We start from the raw sequence: 16,499 nt of genomic DNA, 5'->3' as shown, positions 1-16,499 counted from the left end.
AACTCCGGTTTTAATAATGAGGCGCACAACGCGCGGAACAGGAAAAGGCGGGCATCTTCTGATACGCTGCCGGTTGTCAACAGAGAGGCAGGCTGATGCCGAAAAAAAACAAAAGACAGACGGACGCGCATGACGCCGTCTTTAAAATGATACTGTCGGACCCGAAGGCCGCCCGCGATCTGCTGGAAGTCCATCTTCCCGAAACATGGCGGGGCGTGTGCGACCTGAGCACGCTGCGCCTGCAGCCAGGGTCCTTTGTGGAGCCGGATCTGAAGAAGTATTACAGCGACGTGCTGTATCGGGTGAATATGACCGGGCGGGAGTCCGGCTACATTTACGTGACGGTGGAGCACCAGAGTTCGCCGGACAGGCTGATCGGCTTTCGCATGATGCGATACGCCATCGCGGCGATGCAGCAGCACATTACGCAGCACAAGAGCAAAACGGTGCCGGTGGTGATCCCTTTGCTGTTTTATGCCGGGAAAACCTCACCGCACCCTTACCCGGTGGACTGGCTGGCGTGTTTCGATGAACCGGAACTCGCGCGGCGACTGTATACGCAACCCTTCCCGCTGGCCGATATCACGGTCATTCCGGATGAGGCGCTGCTGCAGCACCGCAGCGTGGCGCTGCTGTCGCTGGTCATGAAGCATATCCGCACACGCGATCTGATGCTGTATCTGAAAGATATCGTGATGCTGGTTACCCTGGGAACGATGACAGAAGAGCAGTTTTTGACCATAATCAACTATATTCTCCAGTCAGGCGAAAAAACGCAGAGCCGCGCCTTTCTGGAACAACTGATCCGTGAGATACCGCAGCATGAGGAGGGTTTGATGACTATCGCCGAACAGTTACGTGAAGAAGGCAAACTGCAGGGCATCCAGCAGGGCATCCAGCAGACAGCGGAGAGTATCGCCCGTAATCTGCTGGCGTCCGGCGTGCCTGTTGAGACTGTGAAGCAGGCTACCGGTCTATCCCTGCAGCAACTGGAACAGCTTACGCACTGACGAGGGTTTGATGACCATTGCCGAACAGTTACGTGAAGAAGGTAAACTGCAGGGTATTCAGCAGGGTATTCAGCAGGGCATCCAGCAGACAGCGGAGAGTATCGCCCGTAATCTGCTGGCGTCCGGCGTGCCTGTTGAGACTGTGAAGCAGGCTACCGGCCTCTCCCTGCAGCAACTGGAGCTGCTTAAGCACTGAGACACAGACCGCGCCGTCAGGCGCGGTTCTTTCCGTTGATTGCGTCTCCGGCTATCAGCGACCGTCTGAGCGCCGTCCTCCATCCCCGGCGGTCATCCAGAAAATCCCGGAACGTTCCCTTTTCCTCCAGACTGACCCGTTTTTCCAGTAGCTGCCAGAGCCGGTACGTGGCCGTCAGGGCGCGGGTGGCGCAGTACCCACTGCAGGCCAGCAGGCAGAGCAGGGTAATGAACAACCGCGCCAGCGTCAGCGGCGGTAACGCCGACGCATGCAGGGCCATCCCCCCGATAAACCCGGACAGCGTCAGCAGCGTCCAGAACGCCACGCGCCAGCGCCGGCGAAGACGACTGAAACGTCGCGTCAGTTCAGGCACAGAACGACCGCTGGCCGCCACCGCCTCCGCCCACGACAGCGTCGCATGCGCATCGTTTTCGTCCTCGCCGGGCAGCGCCGCTTTCAGCCGCTGTCGATGGCTGTTGACCATGTAACTCACCGCCCGGATGACCCAGCCGGTCTCCTTTACGGGCAGCACGATATTCGCCGTGCCGCTCATCAGGCGACGCCCCACCGTCCGGCGTGGATTTTGCTCTTTTTTGCTCATTTTGCCGTCCCCTGACTCATTTTCATCTCCAGCGGCTGCAGCCTCTCCGTGTAGTACGCCCGGGCTGAGAGCGTCAGCTGCTGACCGGCGATGACGTTGCCCTGCCGGATATGCTCTTTCAGGTCGTTGAGCTGCCAGTTCATCTGCGCGGTGGTGCGCACCAGTTCGCGCAACAGATTGTCACCCTGCATTTCCTGAAGGTCTTTCAGCCAGTCCGTGCTGGCATAGCGACGCCCGGCCTCGAAGGCTTCAAATTCACGCTGGCTCATTATGCCGTTTGCTTTCGCCTCCGGAGAGGCCGTCTGGTCGAAGTACGCCGCAGCCGATGATGACTGCAGGGCCTCACGCAGACCGTCGCGGGTACTCTCATTCGGCGTACTGTCAGCAATCAGTGACTGCTGGGGCCAGGCGGCCGCGTCCGTGATGCCGTTATATTCATTCTGCAGGCCGACATAATTCCGGCCGGTGATGGTGCCGACCTCGCCTTTCCCCGGGGTTCTGCCGGCAGACGGCCGGGCGGTGTTCTTCATGTAGGCCATCGCGGCATCGACCTGGGCCTGGTTAAAGGTCAGCGCCGGTGGCGTGTCCGCATCGCCTGCGCCGTAGAGTACCGACCGCACCTGGCTGTCGCCCCCGGGAAGCTGGCCAACGGACGGGCAGACCTCCGTGCCGCCAAAACGGGCATACTCCGCTTCGGTGCAGTACGCCGCATGTACCGCACTGCCGTCATACGCATCGCGCGTCCGGCTGTCGGCGGCCTGCTCCAGACGCTGCTGTATGGGACGACTGCTGACACCGCCCCCGCGCGACAGCGTGGTGGCGTGTGATACCGAGGTGTGCTTTCCCTGCGTCGCAGAGCCGGAAGCCGACTCGCTGCAGATAGCATCCGGGACCGTGTAGCTCTGGCGGGCCGCTTCCAGACGGCGGGTTTCTTCATTAAAAATCATCTGCTGGCGTGTCGCCTGCCCGTCATGGGACACAATCGCGCCGAGTTTGTCAGCGCTCTGTGTGATGGCCGTGCCGGTGGCCTGCTGCATGGCGAGGATTTCACCGAGCACACCGCTGATAACGCCCAGTTCAGGCATTATCTGGGCGGTGACGGGCTGGCTGGCCACCACGGTCACGGGATAAGCTGCCGCAGCCGGGGCGGTCAGCAGCGCCGCCAGCGCGGCGGTCGTCAGTATGGCAACGGGGGCATAGCGGATTCGTTCAGACACAGGGCATTCTCCTTGCAGGGACCAAAGGGGTGAACGGCACGCCGGACGGGAGACAGTCATCCGTCAGGGGGGCCAGCGGAAAGGCCTGGTAGCGCCGGACAATGATGCCCGACCGGTCGAGGGTATCGATAACGGACAGGCTGCAGCGTCGTGGCCGGCGCTGCGCGGTGGCGAGGACGTCCATGCGCGGCCAGTCTCCCGGACTGATGCGGGGGGCGTCCGGGGACAGATGCCAGAGCCAGGTGTCGTCGGTCAGTACCGGTGCCGGCGTGGCGGGCAACAGCCAGTGAACCACGTGCGTGATGAGCACGGGCGCCGCGTGCGGTAACGTGACCTGCCAGCGGGCCGTGGTCAGCAGCGTCTGCGGCCAGTCCCGCAGCTTCAGCCGGAGGGCGGCGGGCGTGGCCGATGGCCGGGCTGACACCACCTCCAGCACAAGAGGGGTGGTGGCGGGCGCCAGCCGCGTGCTGCGGACGGACACCGCGTAGTTCGCCTGCGCCGTGTGCAGCCACAGGCCGTCCAGTCTGACCACGCCATCAGGCGGGCGACGGCAGCGAGGCGTCAGATGAATGACAGTCAAAGGTCGTACCCCTGCTTTTTGATGAGTTCACCGGCGAGTGAATGAATGACGTTGTCGGTGTCATGTTCACTCGCCCGGTGGTCGATGAAGGCCTCCGCATCGCCGCGCGGGAAGTGGGTGGCCAGAATTTGCCTGGCCCGAACGGAGCCGATTCGGGCGGTGAGTTCGCGGCGCAGCGCCGTGTTTTTAGGTGAAGAGTTCAGCGCCCAGAGGGCCAGCGGGCCGACGGTGAATTTGAGTATTCGCGCCAGCATTCCCCCCTTCACGCGGAACACGCCGAGGATGTAGATACCGCTGCCGTCCGGCGCAGGCCCCTCTGGTAACCGGAGAAAGCGCTGAAGTATGGCTTCGTCTATACGGAAATGGTTTTTCAGCAATGGAATATCTTCCTGCCGGTAGCGAATAAGCCAGAGGGTGTTGGCGGATTTGAGAATACTTTCCGGGTAGTCCTTCAGGAACTGCGAGGAGAGCACGGTGCGGATACCAAACTTGCGCTGCTCGCGGTCCTGCGTATCCAGCGCATCCCAGATGAAGTCAATCCCCCGGGCGTTGTGAAGCTCTTCGTAGACCTTTGTTTTGATTTCCTGGTCGAGCTGGGTGATGCGGCGCAGAGCGCCGGCATGGTACGCCTTCGGCAGCGCGTCAAACACCTCATCCTGATACTGCGGCAACAAAAAGTCGCCCCCGGCAATTTGTCCGGCAATCAGGTACATGATCCCCGTCCGCAGACGGCCTGCCGGGGTTTTATCGCCCGCCACGTTGTTGAGGTCGACCGCCATGATGCGGGTGTCCGGGTTCAGCATCAGGCGGGTGCAGCCGGATATCATCGGATAGTCGCTGTGGCCCTGGTCCAGACAGCGGCGGATATACTCCAGCAGCGGCTCCGATGAGTTGTCGCGCTGCACCATCCCGAACACATCCCGGATCGATTCGTCGCCCAGATACGAGGACATCTCGGCCAGAACCGGCATGGCCCGGCAGTGCGCCCGCTGGGCCGCCGGGATGAGGCCGGCTTCATGCAGCATATCGCGCACCTCGAACCAGCTGGTCTTCGACCACCACCGGGCGTCATGCTGCTCCGCCAGACCGCTGTCCTGCAAGGCGCGGTCAACGTCCGGCTCGTCACCCTGACGGTACAGACGAGGCTGAAGGTCGCTCAGCGTGCGGTACGCCAGTTCGGTCAGCCGCGTCATAATCTGACGGGTGTCGTTCGGGTTGCAGGGCTGTCCCGTGGTGGTATCAATACACAGGGAAACCAGCACCTGAATAATAAAGTTCTTCTCCGGCGTGATGGGACTGTGCGCCCCGTAGAGAATGTCGAACAGGTTGCGGGTATGCTCCGGGTTATTGCTCAGAATGAGGCCAACCGCCTCATCCTTCCTCTCCGGCGGCAGGTTGTCACGGATGAGCTGTATCAGCCCCATCGCGCTGAAACCTTTGTCGATGTAGGCGATGAAAGGCAGGCTTTTCTGCGCCGAACTGATCTGGACTTCCGAGAGGGTGTTAATCAGCACCGATTTCCCCAGCCCGGAGTCGCCGGGCGTGAGTTCGGTATGTTTGTTTTGCAGGGAAGAGGCCAGGCCCACCTCAAAGGCTGCGCCGTCTTCGGTGTGCAGCATCAGATTGCCTTTCCCGCGCCAGACTGACCCTGCCCGGTTCAGGGGAAGCAGGGAAAGCGCATGGGATAACGGCGGATAGAGAAGGGCAGGGCCGGAAGCGGCCGAGGCGGCGGGCAGCGTGTTCACCCAGCCTCTGCGCGGGTCCCCGAAGGTTGTGGTGGTGCCGCAGACGCCCCAGCCTTCCAGGGTTGACTGGAGAACCGACAGGTTGCGGGCGCAACGTTCGCGGGTCTCCGCCCAGGTGGTGGCCACGATGGTCATTACGCAGACCGGGTCGTACTGGTCCACCTTTGCCAGCGTCTGCACCGCATCGTACATCGGACGTACCGCACCAATAAAACTGGAATAGGACAGCAGCGTCCGTTTCCAGCCCAGCGCGTCCATGCCGCCGGGCATGATGTCCATACGAATACGCCAGGGGATGGCGCGGGGAACCTCTTTGACCAGCTGATTGAAGGTGCGCGGATTCTGCGGCCCCAGCGTGATGGTCACCATCCCGTGCCAGAGTCCGCCGCACTGCACCAGATTGCCCCGGGCCTTCGCGTCCCGGCTGAACAACTGGATATTGAGCGGGGGCGTGTGCAGCGCAGACGCGTCTTCCCCGCGCCGCATACCCGCAGGGCCGGTGTCGCCGGGCAGGAACGGGTGCCAGTGGCGTGGCGTATGGTCCCGGTCGGTCTGTCGGCGGATTTCATACCCGAGCTCATGGGTGTCCATCAGGTGCAGCAGCAGCCCATCTGACGATTTGTTCAGGGCCTGCTCCAGCGTATCGATAAAGGCGTCGTGGCGAATTTTCAGGGCCGACATGGCCCATCGCCACGGGTGCTGGGCATGGAGTGCTTTCGGGGCGCGGGCATCCAGATTACGGACGCGCTCTTCATGGCCGCGCCGGTCGCCCTGGCCAACCAGTTCCGGCGAACTCCAGACCGCCAGCCAGCAGCGCTCGCGGACCAGCCAGGGGGAGAGGGTTGTGACTTTTTCTCCCAGCACGTCCTGGAGCTGAATGCCGGTGTGGGTCAGTGACCGGTACTGTGGCGCCAGCATGTCGTTGATTTCATCCTGGCCGCGCGCGGGGTCGCGCTCAAAAATAAAGGCCATCTTGTGACCTTTTTTCCGGTAAGTCGTGTTCAGCGAATCGCTGAGGTGCGCTATCAGCGACTCCAGTGACCCTTCGCGGACATTTTCGGGGTCTTCGTCCATCTCGCGCTGGGCGCCGAGGATTTCCATCACGGAGAGGTACTCCCCCCGATGGGTGGTGGCAATGTAAGGTGCTTTCAGCCAGGGGCGGCGTTCGCGGTCGGCTTTATCAAGGCCGATGACCGTATCGAGATCGCAGTAATCTACAAAGTCAGCCGTGACGGAATGGCGCGACAGTGTGTGAAAGAAATCTTCGACGGCAAAGATAAGGCGGTTGATGTTCATAGGCTCGGTATGACGAAATGGGTGAAAAAGGAACGTTGACGGCATGGCGCCGGGAAAGGGGGCAAAAAGGTTTTTCCCCTTACGGTCGGTGTGGTAAATTGTTGGTCCCTCTTATGAGGTCTCCAGCAACACAAAATCTTATAAAAATACGTTGAGATAGCCACTTTCCAGCCCCGACCCGCAGTCGGGGCTTTTTTTTTGCCTCAGTCTGGCCGTACCCGGAACCAGTAGCATTCCGGGCCGTATTTTATCGGCTCGATCATCGTTTCTCCTGTCTAGGAAAGGTGGGGTGATTCCGGAAAAGCGTCCGGTGTCAGCACCAGTGCCAGTCCCTGCATGTTGTTTCGCAATGCATCCCGCTGCGAGGGCGGGTGGCGGCGCAGGACGTCGGCAAAATCCACCGGACGCCAGCTGCGGTACCTCTCCTCCACGGCCACGCGATTCTGTAACAGGGCGGAAAGCACGGCCTTCCCTTCACGCCGCACGGTCTTATCTCCGGTCAGAATGGCCTTCAGCGTCTGACGGTTCAGGGCCACCACGCTCGACGGATGCAGGTCCGGCAACCAGACCATCATCCCCTGCGCTGCGGCTGCGCCGTTCAGGGCATGCCACGCGTGGCAGAATGCGCACAGCGCGAACGGGGCGGCGGCAGGCGAAAGGGCGTCATGCTCCCCGGCACTCAATGGAGATGTCTGCGTTATCTGGCGGTGAGGAATGTGTCGCAGGGCCATGCGTCGGGCGGCAAGCTGAGCCTGCAACAGCCCGTTGCGGGCGGCGTCTAGCGCGGCAGTTTGCCGGGCCTGTGCGGCCGGGGACGCGGGGCGCGGGGCGCTGTTCAGTCTGTCGAGCGTGGCGGTTGCCCGCTCAAGACGCCCCCGGACATCGTCCATCGCCTGCGCGACCGGCGTCAGAACAGAAGACTCAGGAAGCAGGAAGCGATGATGGCACGTTGCGTGGCAGCAGAAACAGCGCCCGCCGTCCGTCTGTTCCGGGGCCGGTAACAGCGGCGCATTCGTCCAGACCACGTCCGGGCGCGGGAGGGGGTACAGCCAGGTGTCGGTCTTTTCCATGGGAGAGTCCCGGTGAGGGGCGGCAGGCCGCCCCGGTGTGAGAAACGTCAGTTAACGGTGACGGCGGAGGTGCCCATCTGCTTCTGGGTACGGCTCAGAATTTCCGGGACGATAACCAGCAGGGCCCCGCAGACGAGCGAAACGATGCAGGCGATAAGACTTCCACCGCCCTGCCGTCCGACCTTTTTGAAGCCGATAACGCCGCCAATAAACAGCACCACGCCGATGAACTGTGCAATGGTCAGTGAGGCGGACTGGCTGGTCTTTGCACCGTCGCCGACGGCGCGCACCATGTCGGCAAGGTCGCCGTCCGCAAGCACGGCTTTGGGCAGCAGGATCAAGGGGAGGGCCAGCAGCACCCGGGTGAGGCGTTCACGCGCGTCGTGCAGGCGAACCAGAACAGAAAACATGAACGCCCGTGCACGGGCAGTGACAGCACGTAAGTGCGACATAGTCGTAACTCCTGATATGAACAAAAAAATAACTGAGAGGGTGAAGCGGGGGTGGCGTAACGCCGGGGTCAGAACGCTATCCCGAGGCTGGCCAGTGAGGCATCAAGTACGCGGTCGATAAAGACGAGCAGGACGCCGGCAATAAATTTGACGTTACCCCGGCTGACGGATTCGCTGGCGCTCAGGCCGGTGTGGCCGTCAAGTGACACCTTCCGCCATTCGCTGATACCGGACATGGCAAATCCGACGCCCGCCAGACGGGCCAGTGACAGCACGGCGTTGGCTGCACCGGCCGCCGCCCCGAACGTCTGGGGTTGTACCCAGGCGATGGGGCCGAACGTCTGGGCGCTGAAGCCCATCTGTGCGCCCCCGGCATTCAGCATGGACGGCAACGAAACCAGCATGGCGCAGGTAAACAGCCCCCCGGTGAAGCGGCCGGGTGACATGGGCACGGCACGATGGCCTTTTGCCCGGGCCAGCAGTGCGATCAGGCCGAGAACCCCGAGGAACTCCGACCAGGTGAAGAAAAAATCCATCCCGGCCTGAAAGATACTGTCCGCAAAATGCTCGATGGCGCTGAGGGCATCAGTACTCATCAGCGGACGGCGCCTCCGGAGGTGTGCAGTGTGCGGGTGGCGGGATCAATGCGGGTGATTGTCACCTTGCCCAGCGTGTCGCCCTCCCGTACCGCCCAGGTGCTGCCCTGCCAGCGGACCCAGGCCATGCCCGCTTCCATCGACACCACCTTCATCCCGCTGACGGCGCTGACCTTTTTCTTTGCCACCGCGCCCGGCGTGCTGGCGGTCGCGGTCGCGGTCGCGGCCGGCGCGGTGGCCTGCATCCCCGCAAGTGTCGCCTGCAGGGTGGTGAGCTGCTGACGGGTTTCCCGCGCGTAATCCTCATCCCGGCGCAGCGCATCCCCCAGGCGTTTGATGCTGTCCTGCATCATGGTCAGGCTGTCGTTGAAGGTTTTATCCCGCGCATCCAGTTCGGCCTTCACGTCCGACATGACCCGGGACAGGTCTGGCATGACCGTGTCGGGCGGCGAGGCGGGCGGGAACGCAGACGTCCCGGTGGAGCCGGGCGCAACGGTCTCGACAACCACATCACTGAAGGCGTTGTCAGGCGGTACGGACTCCCCCAGCTGGCGCTGCAGGAGGTAAACGGCAGCGGCGACCAGTATCAGGGTGACCCCCGTCAGCCAGATGGCATCGAGGCCCATGATGATGGGGCGTTTCCACCACGGCAGTGACGGGGTGGCATCATCGGCGATGTAATCCTCTTCATCGGTGTGTTCAGGTGTGTTCGACATGATTATTGTTCCTCCTGCCAGGGGTAGCGCTGGCGCATTTCCGCCCGGCGAGTTTCTGAAATGTTCTGCAGACGACGCTGGACGTCCCAGGACGTCTGCGTGCCGGAAGAACGGACGTCCGACGCAGAAAGGCTTTCCTGCGCCGGTGAAACGGCAGGTGTGGTGTCGGTGACCGCGTCAACAAACAACACGGAGATGACTTCCCCCTGAGCCACGTTAACCTGCTTAAACGGCACATCGCCGAGGGCTTTTGTCAGTACCTCGCTGCCGCGCTGCGCCGTACCACCGAGCATGACGCCCGCCACGGCCGCGCCATCCGGTGAACCCACCCGGCTGGTGACATCGCCAAAGTTGCCCTGAACGATACGCGTATTGGCATCCCGGTAGAGCTTGCCGAGGTCCCCTCCGCCTGAGAGAAGGGACGGCAGAACAATCTGCGTCACCCAGTGGTGGCTGACGTCTGTCGCCACGGACGACTGGAGGTCGGACTCCCGCTGTGCCCAGGCGTTGACCTTCAGGGGCAGGCCGCGCCAGCTCATCGACGTGAAGTGGATTTGTACGCCGTTCCCCGCGAGCTTCACGCCCGGACTGTGCAGCACCGCCCCTTTCCACGGCCCGGCCTGAAGGGTTGCGGTGACCTGAGACTCCGCATTGTCGGAGTTAATGGCGGTGTCAATCGTGGCGGGGACGCGGGTCAGCGCCGGAATAATCGTGACAGGCCCCCTGTTACTGCCTGCCCCGGCAGAAACGGCAACAGACTCACCGGTCAGGGAGGCGGTGGTGCGGGGCGTTGCACCGCCCCACATGGCCTTCGCCACGACCGGGGCCTGTCCGGTCTGGTGGGCGCGCAGACGGCTCAACAGCTGCTGCAGACGGGCCTGTCGCTTTTCATCCTCCGCGCGGGTGTCGCCTGATGCCGGGGGCGTCGGGGTCGTTTCACGCGGGGAGGTCGGCGGAGGCGTCACGGGCGGCGCCGGGGTTTCGTGGCTGTCCAGTCCCATCGGCAGGCTGGCGATGAACGTGGTGTGCTGGCGTTTTGCTGCCGCGGCCCCCTGCTCATTGTCCGCTTTCAGCAACTCACGGTAGCGCGGGCTTTCCGGGGTGCTGCCGCCGCTGCCGGAGGTGGCCCGGTTCAGGTTGACCGCAGAGGCCCCGGCGTCGTTTTGCGGTCCCAGCCAGGAGATCAGCAGATACCCGCCACCCAGCACCGTTAGCAGACCCAGCCCAATCAGAGAAAAAAGTTTTTTGCCGGAAGAGCCGGCTTCCTGTTCTTCGCTCATGAGGACTCCAGATCAGGGGTGATGTGAACGGACCGGCCTTCGACAGAAAACGTCAGCAACGGACTGAGAGGAAGCTTCCAGACGTGCGTACCGTCCGCCGAGGAGAGCGTCTGTTCAAACTCATCCCGCAGCATGGCGCGTGAACGGACGATCAGATTATCGCCCTGCTGCCAGACCGTGGTGTCAGCCAGGTTTCCGGTGAACCGGAGTCGCCGGATAGTGGGATCTTTCGGCGGAATACCGTCGAGAAAAGCCTGCAGAGTGGTGTCATGCAGGGCGATTTTTGCAGCCGGTGCGTCCGCCCGGGGGCTGCCCGGTCCCTGTCGGGGGATGCGCAGGTCAAGGCGACTGTCCGTTTCCTGGCTGGCGGCAGGGGTGTCGGTCTCGCCGCTGTTGACATTCAGGATGACGGGCACCGCCAGTCCTTTCAGATAGACCGAGACATTGCCCGCCGCCCACGGCCGGGTTGGCGTGATGGTCACCATGTTGCCGTTGTACTGGACGTCGAAGAAACCCGGGGCGGCATTGTACGGTGGATCAGACTGCGGCCAGGGCGTGCCGTTGATGTCCGAAAACGTCACCACGCTCAGGTTGTTAACCGCCGTGCGGACCAGCGGGAGGCTGGCGCCGGGAGAGAGGTTGACGGTCAGGGAGCTGATACGCGGCACGACGCTTGTGACGGGGCTGCTGACGGCCCGTTCATTGTCGGCGACCATGCCCCGCAATGTCCGGATTTCATCGGGTGACAGCGCGGCATCAAGGCGGGCGGCGTCGATGACGTCCGCAGAATTTCCCGAGGGTACCGGGACGTCACCGGTCAGGCGATCGGCCGGCACGCTGTCCGGGTGGGGATTCGGACCCGCCGGGGCGCCCGTCTGTGGCCCCCGGGCTGGCCGCCATCCACTGTCGGCGGTTTCGGCGGCCGTAGCCGCCATGCTGCTGGCCATCAGCAGGACGCATAAAAGAGAACGAAGTCGCATAACACTTCCTTTACGGGCGAAAAACAGAGAGCAGGGAATGCGTGACGCGTCAGTTTGCTGGCGCGTTGCGGGAGATCATCTGACTGATCTCCATCCCTGCAGGTTTAAGGCGCGGGTCGACGCGAGTGAGGGTGATTTCAAAGGTGAACGTTTGTTCCGGGCGCTGGGTGTTCTGCCCGATAAGGCGCAGACGGACCGGGTACTGCGCTGTCCAGAACCAGACGCCATTGCTGAAGCGCCCCTGACGGACAATGACGCCAGCGCCCGTTGTACCACTCAGGTTCATGCGGTCTTTTTTCAGCGCATCCAGAATGTTGGAGGCGTTTAACGCATTGACGTATCCGGCGTACCCGGCTTCACTGAAGCGCGGGGACAGGCTGCTGACCTGCTCGCGGTAATGAACAAAATCGAGATTGAATGCCCGGGTCAGGGTCTGGCTGCCGTAGGCCAGAACATCCTCCTGGCTCCAGCCCGGCTCGCTGGTTGGCACGAGAGGCACCAGTCGCCCGCTGTCGGTGGCAAAATATTCCCGCTGGACGTCTGTCGCCCGCCAGTACTGCACCCCGTTGCCCAGAAGGCTAATCAACAATGCCACGCCGGTGTTGGTGGTGATTTTCATCAGCTTCTGTAGCGTGACGGCCCGCTCCTGGGACTTTTTCAGGCTGTCGGTCACCTCTTTCAGCGGGTCGTCAGGCGGAGAAGGGCGCGCGGTGGTTTTTTTTGTTGATGTCACAGACTGCTCCCGTAGCTTTTCCAGGGGTCAATATTGCCGGGAAGCTTGTCGTTGACGCGGTCGACGACGGCGTCGCAGACCTCGTTACCGAGCTTCTCCAGCAGGTCGTTGAGGTTCGGAAACTGCGGCAGGGAGATCGTGGTTTTTTTGATTTTTGACAGACAGGACTGCAGGGACGATGCCACATCATTCTCCCGTTGCGACCAGGCCTGTGCTGCCGTGCGGGCGCGTTCATACCCGGCCTGACTGCCCGCCTGAGCTGCGGTAGCCGCGCGACACGTTGCCGCGTTCGCGTGGGCTGAGAGGAGAAGGAAAGCAAGCAGCACCGGCGTGATACCTTTGCGTAACGTCATGATGGCTCCTTACCGGCTCATCGGCCGGGGTTGTGGGATAGCGCCTGATGATGATGTTTTTCCTGTCTGTCCTCCGGCTTTGGGCTTGCTGACCACTGCTGCCAGGTCTGCTCAAAGCCGAGGCGACGGAAAAGGGCATCCGGCTGTTTATCCGGCGTGTAAAGCTGTGCAATCAGGGGCGCTTCGCGCTGTTTTAACGTGAACACCATGTGTTCAGGTGACGGATTCGGGTTATCGCGGTGGCGGTTAATCGCTTCACCGTATCCGGCAAACCGCAGTCCGGTCTCCGTGACGGCATTGATGACCAGTTGTGAACCGTCGACGGTGGGGGTGGCGAGCGCGGGGTACAGCGTCCCGTTCAGACGCACGACGCCCTGAAGGTGGTCCCCGGCTCCCTGTACCAGCAACAGGTCGGTTTCCCGGGTCTGGTCATTCACCGCCCCCATCACCGGAGCGAACCCTTTCGGCGCCTCGCCCGCGCCGTGAACCGGCCCCGTCAGCCTGTCCGGGCGCGAGACAGGATGGCGGTCTTCACCGAGCAGCAGGTCGCCGGTGAAGCCCTGCGGGACTTTCAGACCACGGGTTTCATCCGGCCAGGCGGCAACCACCTTTTCCATCACGGCATTGAACGAGGCGCGGTCATAAGCTTCAACCGTCATTCCCTGCTCGGGCCGGTCGTGTGACACGGCGATGCCGGGCGTCAACGGCGTCAGCGACCAGTGATTGCGGACGCGAGGTTTGTCCTCGCCGGGGAGCGTGAAGGACTCGCGATTATTGAGGGTGAGCGTCACGGCTTCTCCCGTGCGGATATTCTTCACCAGCGCCTCCAGTTCCCGGCCCCAGTAGCGTTGCGATCCGTCGCGGTTGCTCAGTTCAATAAAGAAACTCCGGCCTTTTCCCTGTCCGTACTCGGCCTCGCCGTAGCGCGTCAGCTCCGCCGTGACACTCTGTCCCGGAGACAGTTTTGGGGGCGGGGAAAGTTCTTCCGCCGGTGGTTGTGGTTGTGGTGAGGACGAGGGTGCCGGAGCAGCCGACGATGCCGGCGCGGACGGCTCCGGGGCTGTCCCTGCGGCTGTCTCTGTCCGGGCGGCCGGGGCGGCTGCTGATGGCCGGGCGGCAGACGTCGTGACGGGCGGCGTTTCACCGGGCGTGTTCGCCGCGAACATATCCGGCGTCGGTATATGCGTTTTCACCGCATCGCCTGTGCTGGCGTGTGTCTGGCGCAGTGCATCGAGACGGGCGCGCTGTGCGGGTTGCTTCATGCGCACATTGATGTCGTTCGTCACGATCAGGTGCATCGCCCGCTCCCGGAAGGCTTCGCTGCCGGTCAGCTCAATCACCCCGCCGTAGAATTTCGCCGCTACCGCCAGGGCTGCGAGGATTTTTTTGTCGTCAGCCGACGCACCATCCGCCATTTCCAGCCGGTTTCCGAGGTCCCGGAATGCAGGCTGGTCGTCCAGGCGATACAACACCGTATTGTCAGGGAGGACATCCCATTTCAGCTGCCGGACGATGGCATCAAGGTCGGCTCTCTCCGTGGCCTCCGGGCGGCGCGGGCCGTACACGATGGCATCGGGCGGCGGGGACGATGCCGGTGCGGCGGCATCTTCCCCCGGCGAAAGCGGGTCACCGGCGGTCGGCTGTGGCTGGCGGGGGACCGCTTCTGCCTCAGCCATATCCGCATTATCGTCGGCGGTATTCCGTGCTTTTCCCGGTGCCGTATCGACGGGTTGCGCCTCTGGCGAAGACGTCGCGTCTGCGGTGCTGGCAGGTTCCGGGGTGTCAGCCTGCTGTAACGACTCATTGACGGCAGGTGCGGTGTCGACGGGTTGTACCTCTGGCGAAGACGTCGCGTCTGCGGTGCTGACGGGTTCCGGGCTGTCAACCGGCTGTAACGACTCATTGACGGCAGGTGCGGTGTCGACGGGTTGTACCTCTGGCGAAGACGTCGCGTCTGCGGTGCTGGCAGGTTCCGGGGAGTCAACTGGCTGTAGCGGCTCGCTGACGGCAGGTGCGGTGTCGACGGGTTGTACCTCTGGCGAAGACGTCGCGTCTGCGGTGCTGGCAGGTTCCGGGGTGTCAACTGGCTGTAGCGGCTCGCTGACGGCAGGTGCGGTGTCGGAAGGTTGTACCCTTGGCGAAGACGTCGCGTCTGCGGTGCTGACGGGTTCCGGGCTGTCAACCGGCTGTAACGTCTCGCTGACGGCAGGTGCGGTGTCGACGGGTTGCGCCTCTGGCGAAGACGTCGCATCTGCGGTGCTGGCGGGTTCCGGACTGCCAACCGGCTGTAACGGCTCGCTGAAGAGGAACTCAGGTATGACGGGGGGCCCCTGTTCAGGTGTGGCGATGTCCTGCACGTCTGCCGGCGTCATCGTGTCCCATCCGGGCAGTCTTTCTGCAGGGGCCGGGCTGTCGACCGGCGGACCGGGCGGGAATTCTGGCGTATCGGCGGCGCGATACGGCTCATCATCGCGAGACTCAGTATCCATAGTATGTACCTCTGTTATCGGGTCAGCGGGAAAGGTGATATCTGCGGTGCGCAGCATGTCATGCAGGGTTCGGGTGAAGACTTCATGGCCCCGGACAACGGCGAGGTCATTGAAATCAGTCAGGCCCTGCGCGGTTTCTTCCGGGGAAAATTCGGGGACGATATACTGCCCGAAAGCCAGAATGGCGGCCTGTTGCGCGCTGGTGACGCCTTTATTCACGGGCAGATGCGCGTCGTTGTCGGCGCAGAAGACCAGCGGGGTGGCCGGAAGCGCCTCGCGGACGTTCAGGGCCACGTCGACCATATTGGCCGCATCGACCGTCATCAGGACGGGCAGTCCGGTGGCCTCGTGCAGGGTGGCCGCCGTGGCGTAGCCTTCAGCGAACAGCACCGGTGCGCCGCTGCGGTAGTCGCCGAAGGCGAAGAAGTTGCCGGCTTTTTCGGCCTCTTTCAGAAGTCGTGCATCTTTGCCTCCGCTCTCAGGGATGCGCTGAAACGAACGGATCTCGCCGCGAATATTGCTTAACGGCACAACCAGTTCCTGCCTGTCGTTAATGCGAATGCCCGGTGCGGCATGAATGCCCTTCCGGGTCAGGTACGGGTGTTCCGTAGCCTGCCGTAAACGCCCCAGAACCCGGCTGGCATAGTCAGCCTGCCGGCGATACTGCTGCTCACGGTGACGCAGGCTGTCATCGCGGTTCTGCTGTGCCTGCGCCCGCAGATGGAGCCGGGTGCGGGGATCGGCTTCCTCCCCGCCGGAGAATACCCAGTTCGTGGGTTTTGCCTCTCCGCTGCGGTAGTCGCGATACCAGCCAGCAGGGCGACCGTCCATCCAGGCGCGATAGGCCCCGCTTTTCCCGTCCCTGCGGTCATCGCGTGTCGGAACCCGTTGCAGGGTCCCGTCCATCACCGGAAGCCCTTTCAGGACCAGCCCGGCTTTCTCCAGCGTGAGCGCAAACTCGCTCACCGGATCGCTTTGCCCGGCGGAAAATTCCTGCGGGCGCGGAAGCCATTGCGCCAGCCTGTCGAGCTCCGTCCCGGGCCGGGCGTACCAGAGCTTGTGTTCGCCATGCCAGACCAGGGCGGGGCGTCCGTCATCCAGCGGCGGGTGAGCCTGTTGTGCCGCCTCTTTTTCATCGGCAGAGATGGCAAGCCAGGTGCGGTATTCTGATTTCATCGGGCCTCC

At 62.9% G+C, this 16,499-nt stretch carries 15 protein-coding genes; 2 read left to right on the top strand and 13 right to left on the bottom strand.

All coding sequences use genetic code 11. The features are described from left to right. Positions 1-95 precede the first annotated feature (95 nt). Complete coding sequence (locus tag MKleb_RS28020; RefSeq protein WP_217076834.1) at positions 96-1,010, top strand: Rpn family recombination-promoting nuclease/putative transposase; 915 nt, start codon at positions 96-98, stop codon at positions 1,008-1,010. A 10-nt stretch (positions 1,011-1,020) separates the two neighbouring features. Continuing rightward, positions 1,021-1,206, top strand: a complete 186-nt coding sequence (locus MKleb_RS28015; protein ID WP_217076832.1) for an RpnC/YadD family protein — start codon at positions 1,021-1,023, stop codon at positions 1,204-1,206. A 16-nt stretch (positions 1,207-1,222) separates the two neighbouring features. Here MKleb_RS28015 and traX read toward each other — a convergent pair whose 3' ends face one another. The 13 genes from traX to MKleb_RS27950 all read right to left on the bottom strand — a co-directional run bounded on the left by traX (position 1,223) and on the right by MKleb_RS27950 (position 16,490). Continuing rightward, positions 1,223-1,807 (bottom strand): conjugal transfer protein TraX, encoded by a 585-nt coding sequence (traX, locus tag MKleb_RS28010; RefSeq protein WP_217076828.1) that lies wholly within the window; start codon positions 1,805-1,807, stop codon positions 1,223-1,225. Further along, positions 1,804-2,991, bottom strand: a complete 1,188-nt coding sequence (gene traW, locus MKleb_RS28005) for a conjugal transfer protein TraW (RefSeq protein WP_228740821.1) — start codon at positions 2,989-2,991, stop codon at positions 1,804-1,806. Before traW ends, traX begins: the two co-directional genes overlap by 4 nt. A 25-nt stretch (positions 2,992-3,016) precedes the next feature. Continuing rightward, positions 3,017-3,604, bottom strand: a complete 588-nt coding sequence (locus tag MKleb_RS28000; RefSeq protein WP_217076825.1) for a conjugal transfer protein TraV — start codon at positions 3,602-3,604, stop codon at positions 3,017-3,019. Next, on the bottom strand, positions 3,601-6,645 hold the full coding sequence (locus tag MKleb_RS27995) for an ATP-binding protein (RefSeq protein ID WP_217076823.1): 3,045 nt from the start codon (positions 6,643-6,645) through the stop codon (positions 3,601-3,603). The genes MKleb_RS28000 and MKleb_RS27995 overlap by 4 nt, the downstream gene beginning before the upstream one ends. A gap of 275 nt (positions 6,646-6,920) precedes the next feature. Then, entirely contained in the window at positions 6,921-7,715 is a 795-nt protein-coding gene (locus MKleb_RS27990; protein WP_217076822.1) for a conjugal transfer protein TraT, read from the bottom strand. Positions 7,716-7,762: 47 nt separating this feature from the next. Beyond that, on the bottom strand, positions 7,763-8,167 hold the full coding sequence (locus MKleb_RS27985; RefSeq protein ID WP_217076821.1) for a DUF6750 family protein: 405 nt from the start codon (positions 8,165-8,167) through the stop codon (positions 7,763-7,765). Between the two features lie 68 nt (positions 8,168-8,235). Beyond that, on the bottom strand, positions 8,236-8,763 hold the full coding sequence (traQ, locus tag MKleb_RS27980; RefSeq protein ID WP_217076820.1) for a conjugal transfer protein TraQ: 528 nt from the start codon (positions 8,761-8,763) through the stop codon (positions 8,236-8,238). Then, entirely contained in the window at positions 8,763-9,479 is a 717-nt protein-coding gene (traP, locus tag MKleb_RS27975) for a conjugal transfer protein TraP (RefSeq protein WP_217076819.1), read from the bottom strand. The genes traQ and traP overlap by 1 nt, the downstream gene beginning before the upstream one ends. 2 nt (positions 9,480-9,481) lie before the next feature. Continuing rightward, positions 9,482-10,759: a conjugal transfer protein TraO gene (gene traO, locus MKleb_RS27970; RefSeq protein ID WP_217076818.1), complete on the bottom strand. Its 1,278-nt coding sequence runs from the start codon at positions 10,757-10,759 to the stop codon at positions 9,482-9,484. Further along, a complete protein-coding gene (locus MKleb_RS27965) occupies positions 10,756-11,739 on the bottom strand; it encodes a DotH/IcmK family type IV secretion protein (protein WP_217076817.1) in 984 nt (327 codons plus the stop codon). Before MKleb_RS27965 ends, traO begins: the two co-directional genes overlap by 4 nt. A gap of 49 nt (positions 11,740-11,788) precedes the next feature. After that, on the bottom strand, positions 11,789-12,358 hold the full coding sequence (locus tag MKleb_RS27960) for a DotI/IcmL family type IV secretion protein (RefSeq protein WP_217076964.1): 570 nt from the start codon (positions 12,356-12,358) through the stop codon (positions 11,789-11,791). 110 nt (positions 12,359-12,468) lie between these two features. Continuing rightward, a complete protein-coding gene (locus MKleb_RS27955; RefSeq protein WP_217076816.1) occupies positions 12,469-12,825 on the bottom strand; it encodes a conjugal transfer protein in 357 nt (118 codons plus the stop codon). A 17-nt stretch (positions 12,826-12,842) separates the two neighbouring features. Next, positions 12,843-16,490, bottom strand: coding sequence for an LPD7 domain-containing protein (locus tag MKleb_RS27950; protein ID WP_217076815.1), 3,648 nt, complete (start codon positions 16,488-16,490; stop codon positions 12,843-12,845). Between the last annotated feature and the right edge of the window lie 9 nt (positions 16,491-16,499).

Source organism: Klebsiella sp. PL-2018, from assembly GCF_019048985.1.
In the GTDB taxonomy this organism is placed as follows: Bacteria; Pseudomonadota; Gammaproteobacteria; order Enterobacterales; family Enterobacteriaceae; genus Klebsiella; species Klebsiella michiganensis.
The sequence above is the reverse complement of the archived record's forward strand: the minus strand, read 5'-3'. Positions and strand labels throughout refer to the sequence as shown.

Coding starts and splice junctions, on each gene's coding strand:
- MKleb_RS28020 (WP_217076834.1), top strand. CDS start 96: ATGCCGAAAAAAAACAAAAGACAGACGGACGCGCATGACGCCGTCTTT.
- MKleb_RS28015 (WP_217076832.1), top strand. CDS start 1,021: ATGACCATTGCCGAACAGTTACGTGAAGAAGGTAAACTGCAGGGTATT.
- traX (WP_217076828.1), bottom strand. CDS start 1,807: ATGAGCAAAAAAGAGCAAAATCCACGCCGGACGGTGGGGCGTCGCCTG.
- MKleb_RS27995 (WP_217076823.1), bottom strand. CDS start 6,645: ATGAACATCAACCGCCTTATCTTTGCCGTCGAAGATTTCTTTCACACA.
- MKleb_RS27990 (WP_217076822.1), bottom strand. CDS start 7,715: ATGGAAAAGACCGACACCTGGCTGTACCCCCTCCCGCGCCCGGACGTG.
- MKleb_RS27985 (WP_217076821.1), bottom strand. CDS start 8,167: ATGTCGCACTTACGTGCTGTCACTGCCCGTGCACGGGCGTTCATGTTT.
- traQ (WP_217076820.1), bottom strand. CDS start 8,763: ATGAGTACTGATGCCCTCAGCGCCATCGAGCATTTTGCGGACAGTATC.
- traP (WP_217076819.1), bottom strand. CDS start 9,479: ATGTCGAACACACCTGAACACACCGATGAAGAGGATTACATCGCCGAT.
- traO (WP_217076818.1), bottom strand. CDS start 10,759: ATGAGCGAAGAACAGGAAGCCGGCTCTTCCGGCAAAAAACTTTTTTCT.
- MKleb_RS27965 (WP_217076817.1), bottom strand. CDS start 11,739: ATGCGACTTCGTTCTCTTTTATGCGTCCTGCTGATGGCCAGCAGCATG.
- MKleb_RS27960 (WP_217076964.1), bottom strand. CDS start 12,358: ATGAAAATCACCACCAACACCGGCGTGGCATTGTTGATTAGCCTTCTG.
- MKleb_RS27955 (WP_217076816.1), bottom strand. CDS start 12,825: ATGACGTTACGCAAAGGTATCACGCCGGTGCTGCTTGCTTTCCTTCTC.
- MKleb_RS27950 (WP_217076815.1), bottom strand. CDS start 16,490: ATGAAATCAGAATACCGCACCTGGCTTGCCATCTCTGCCGATGAAAAA.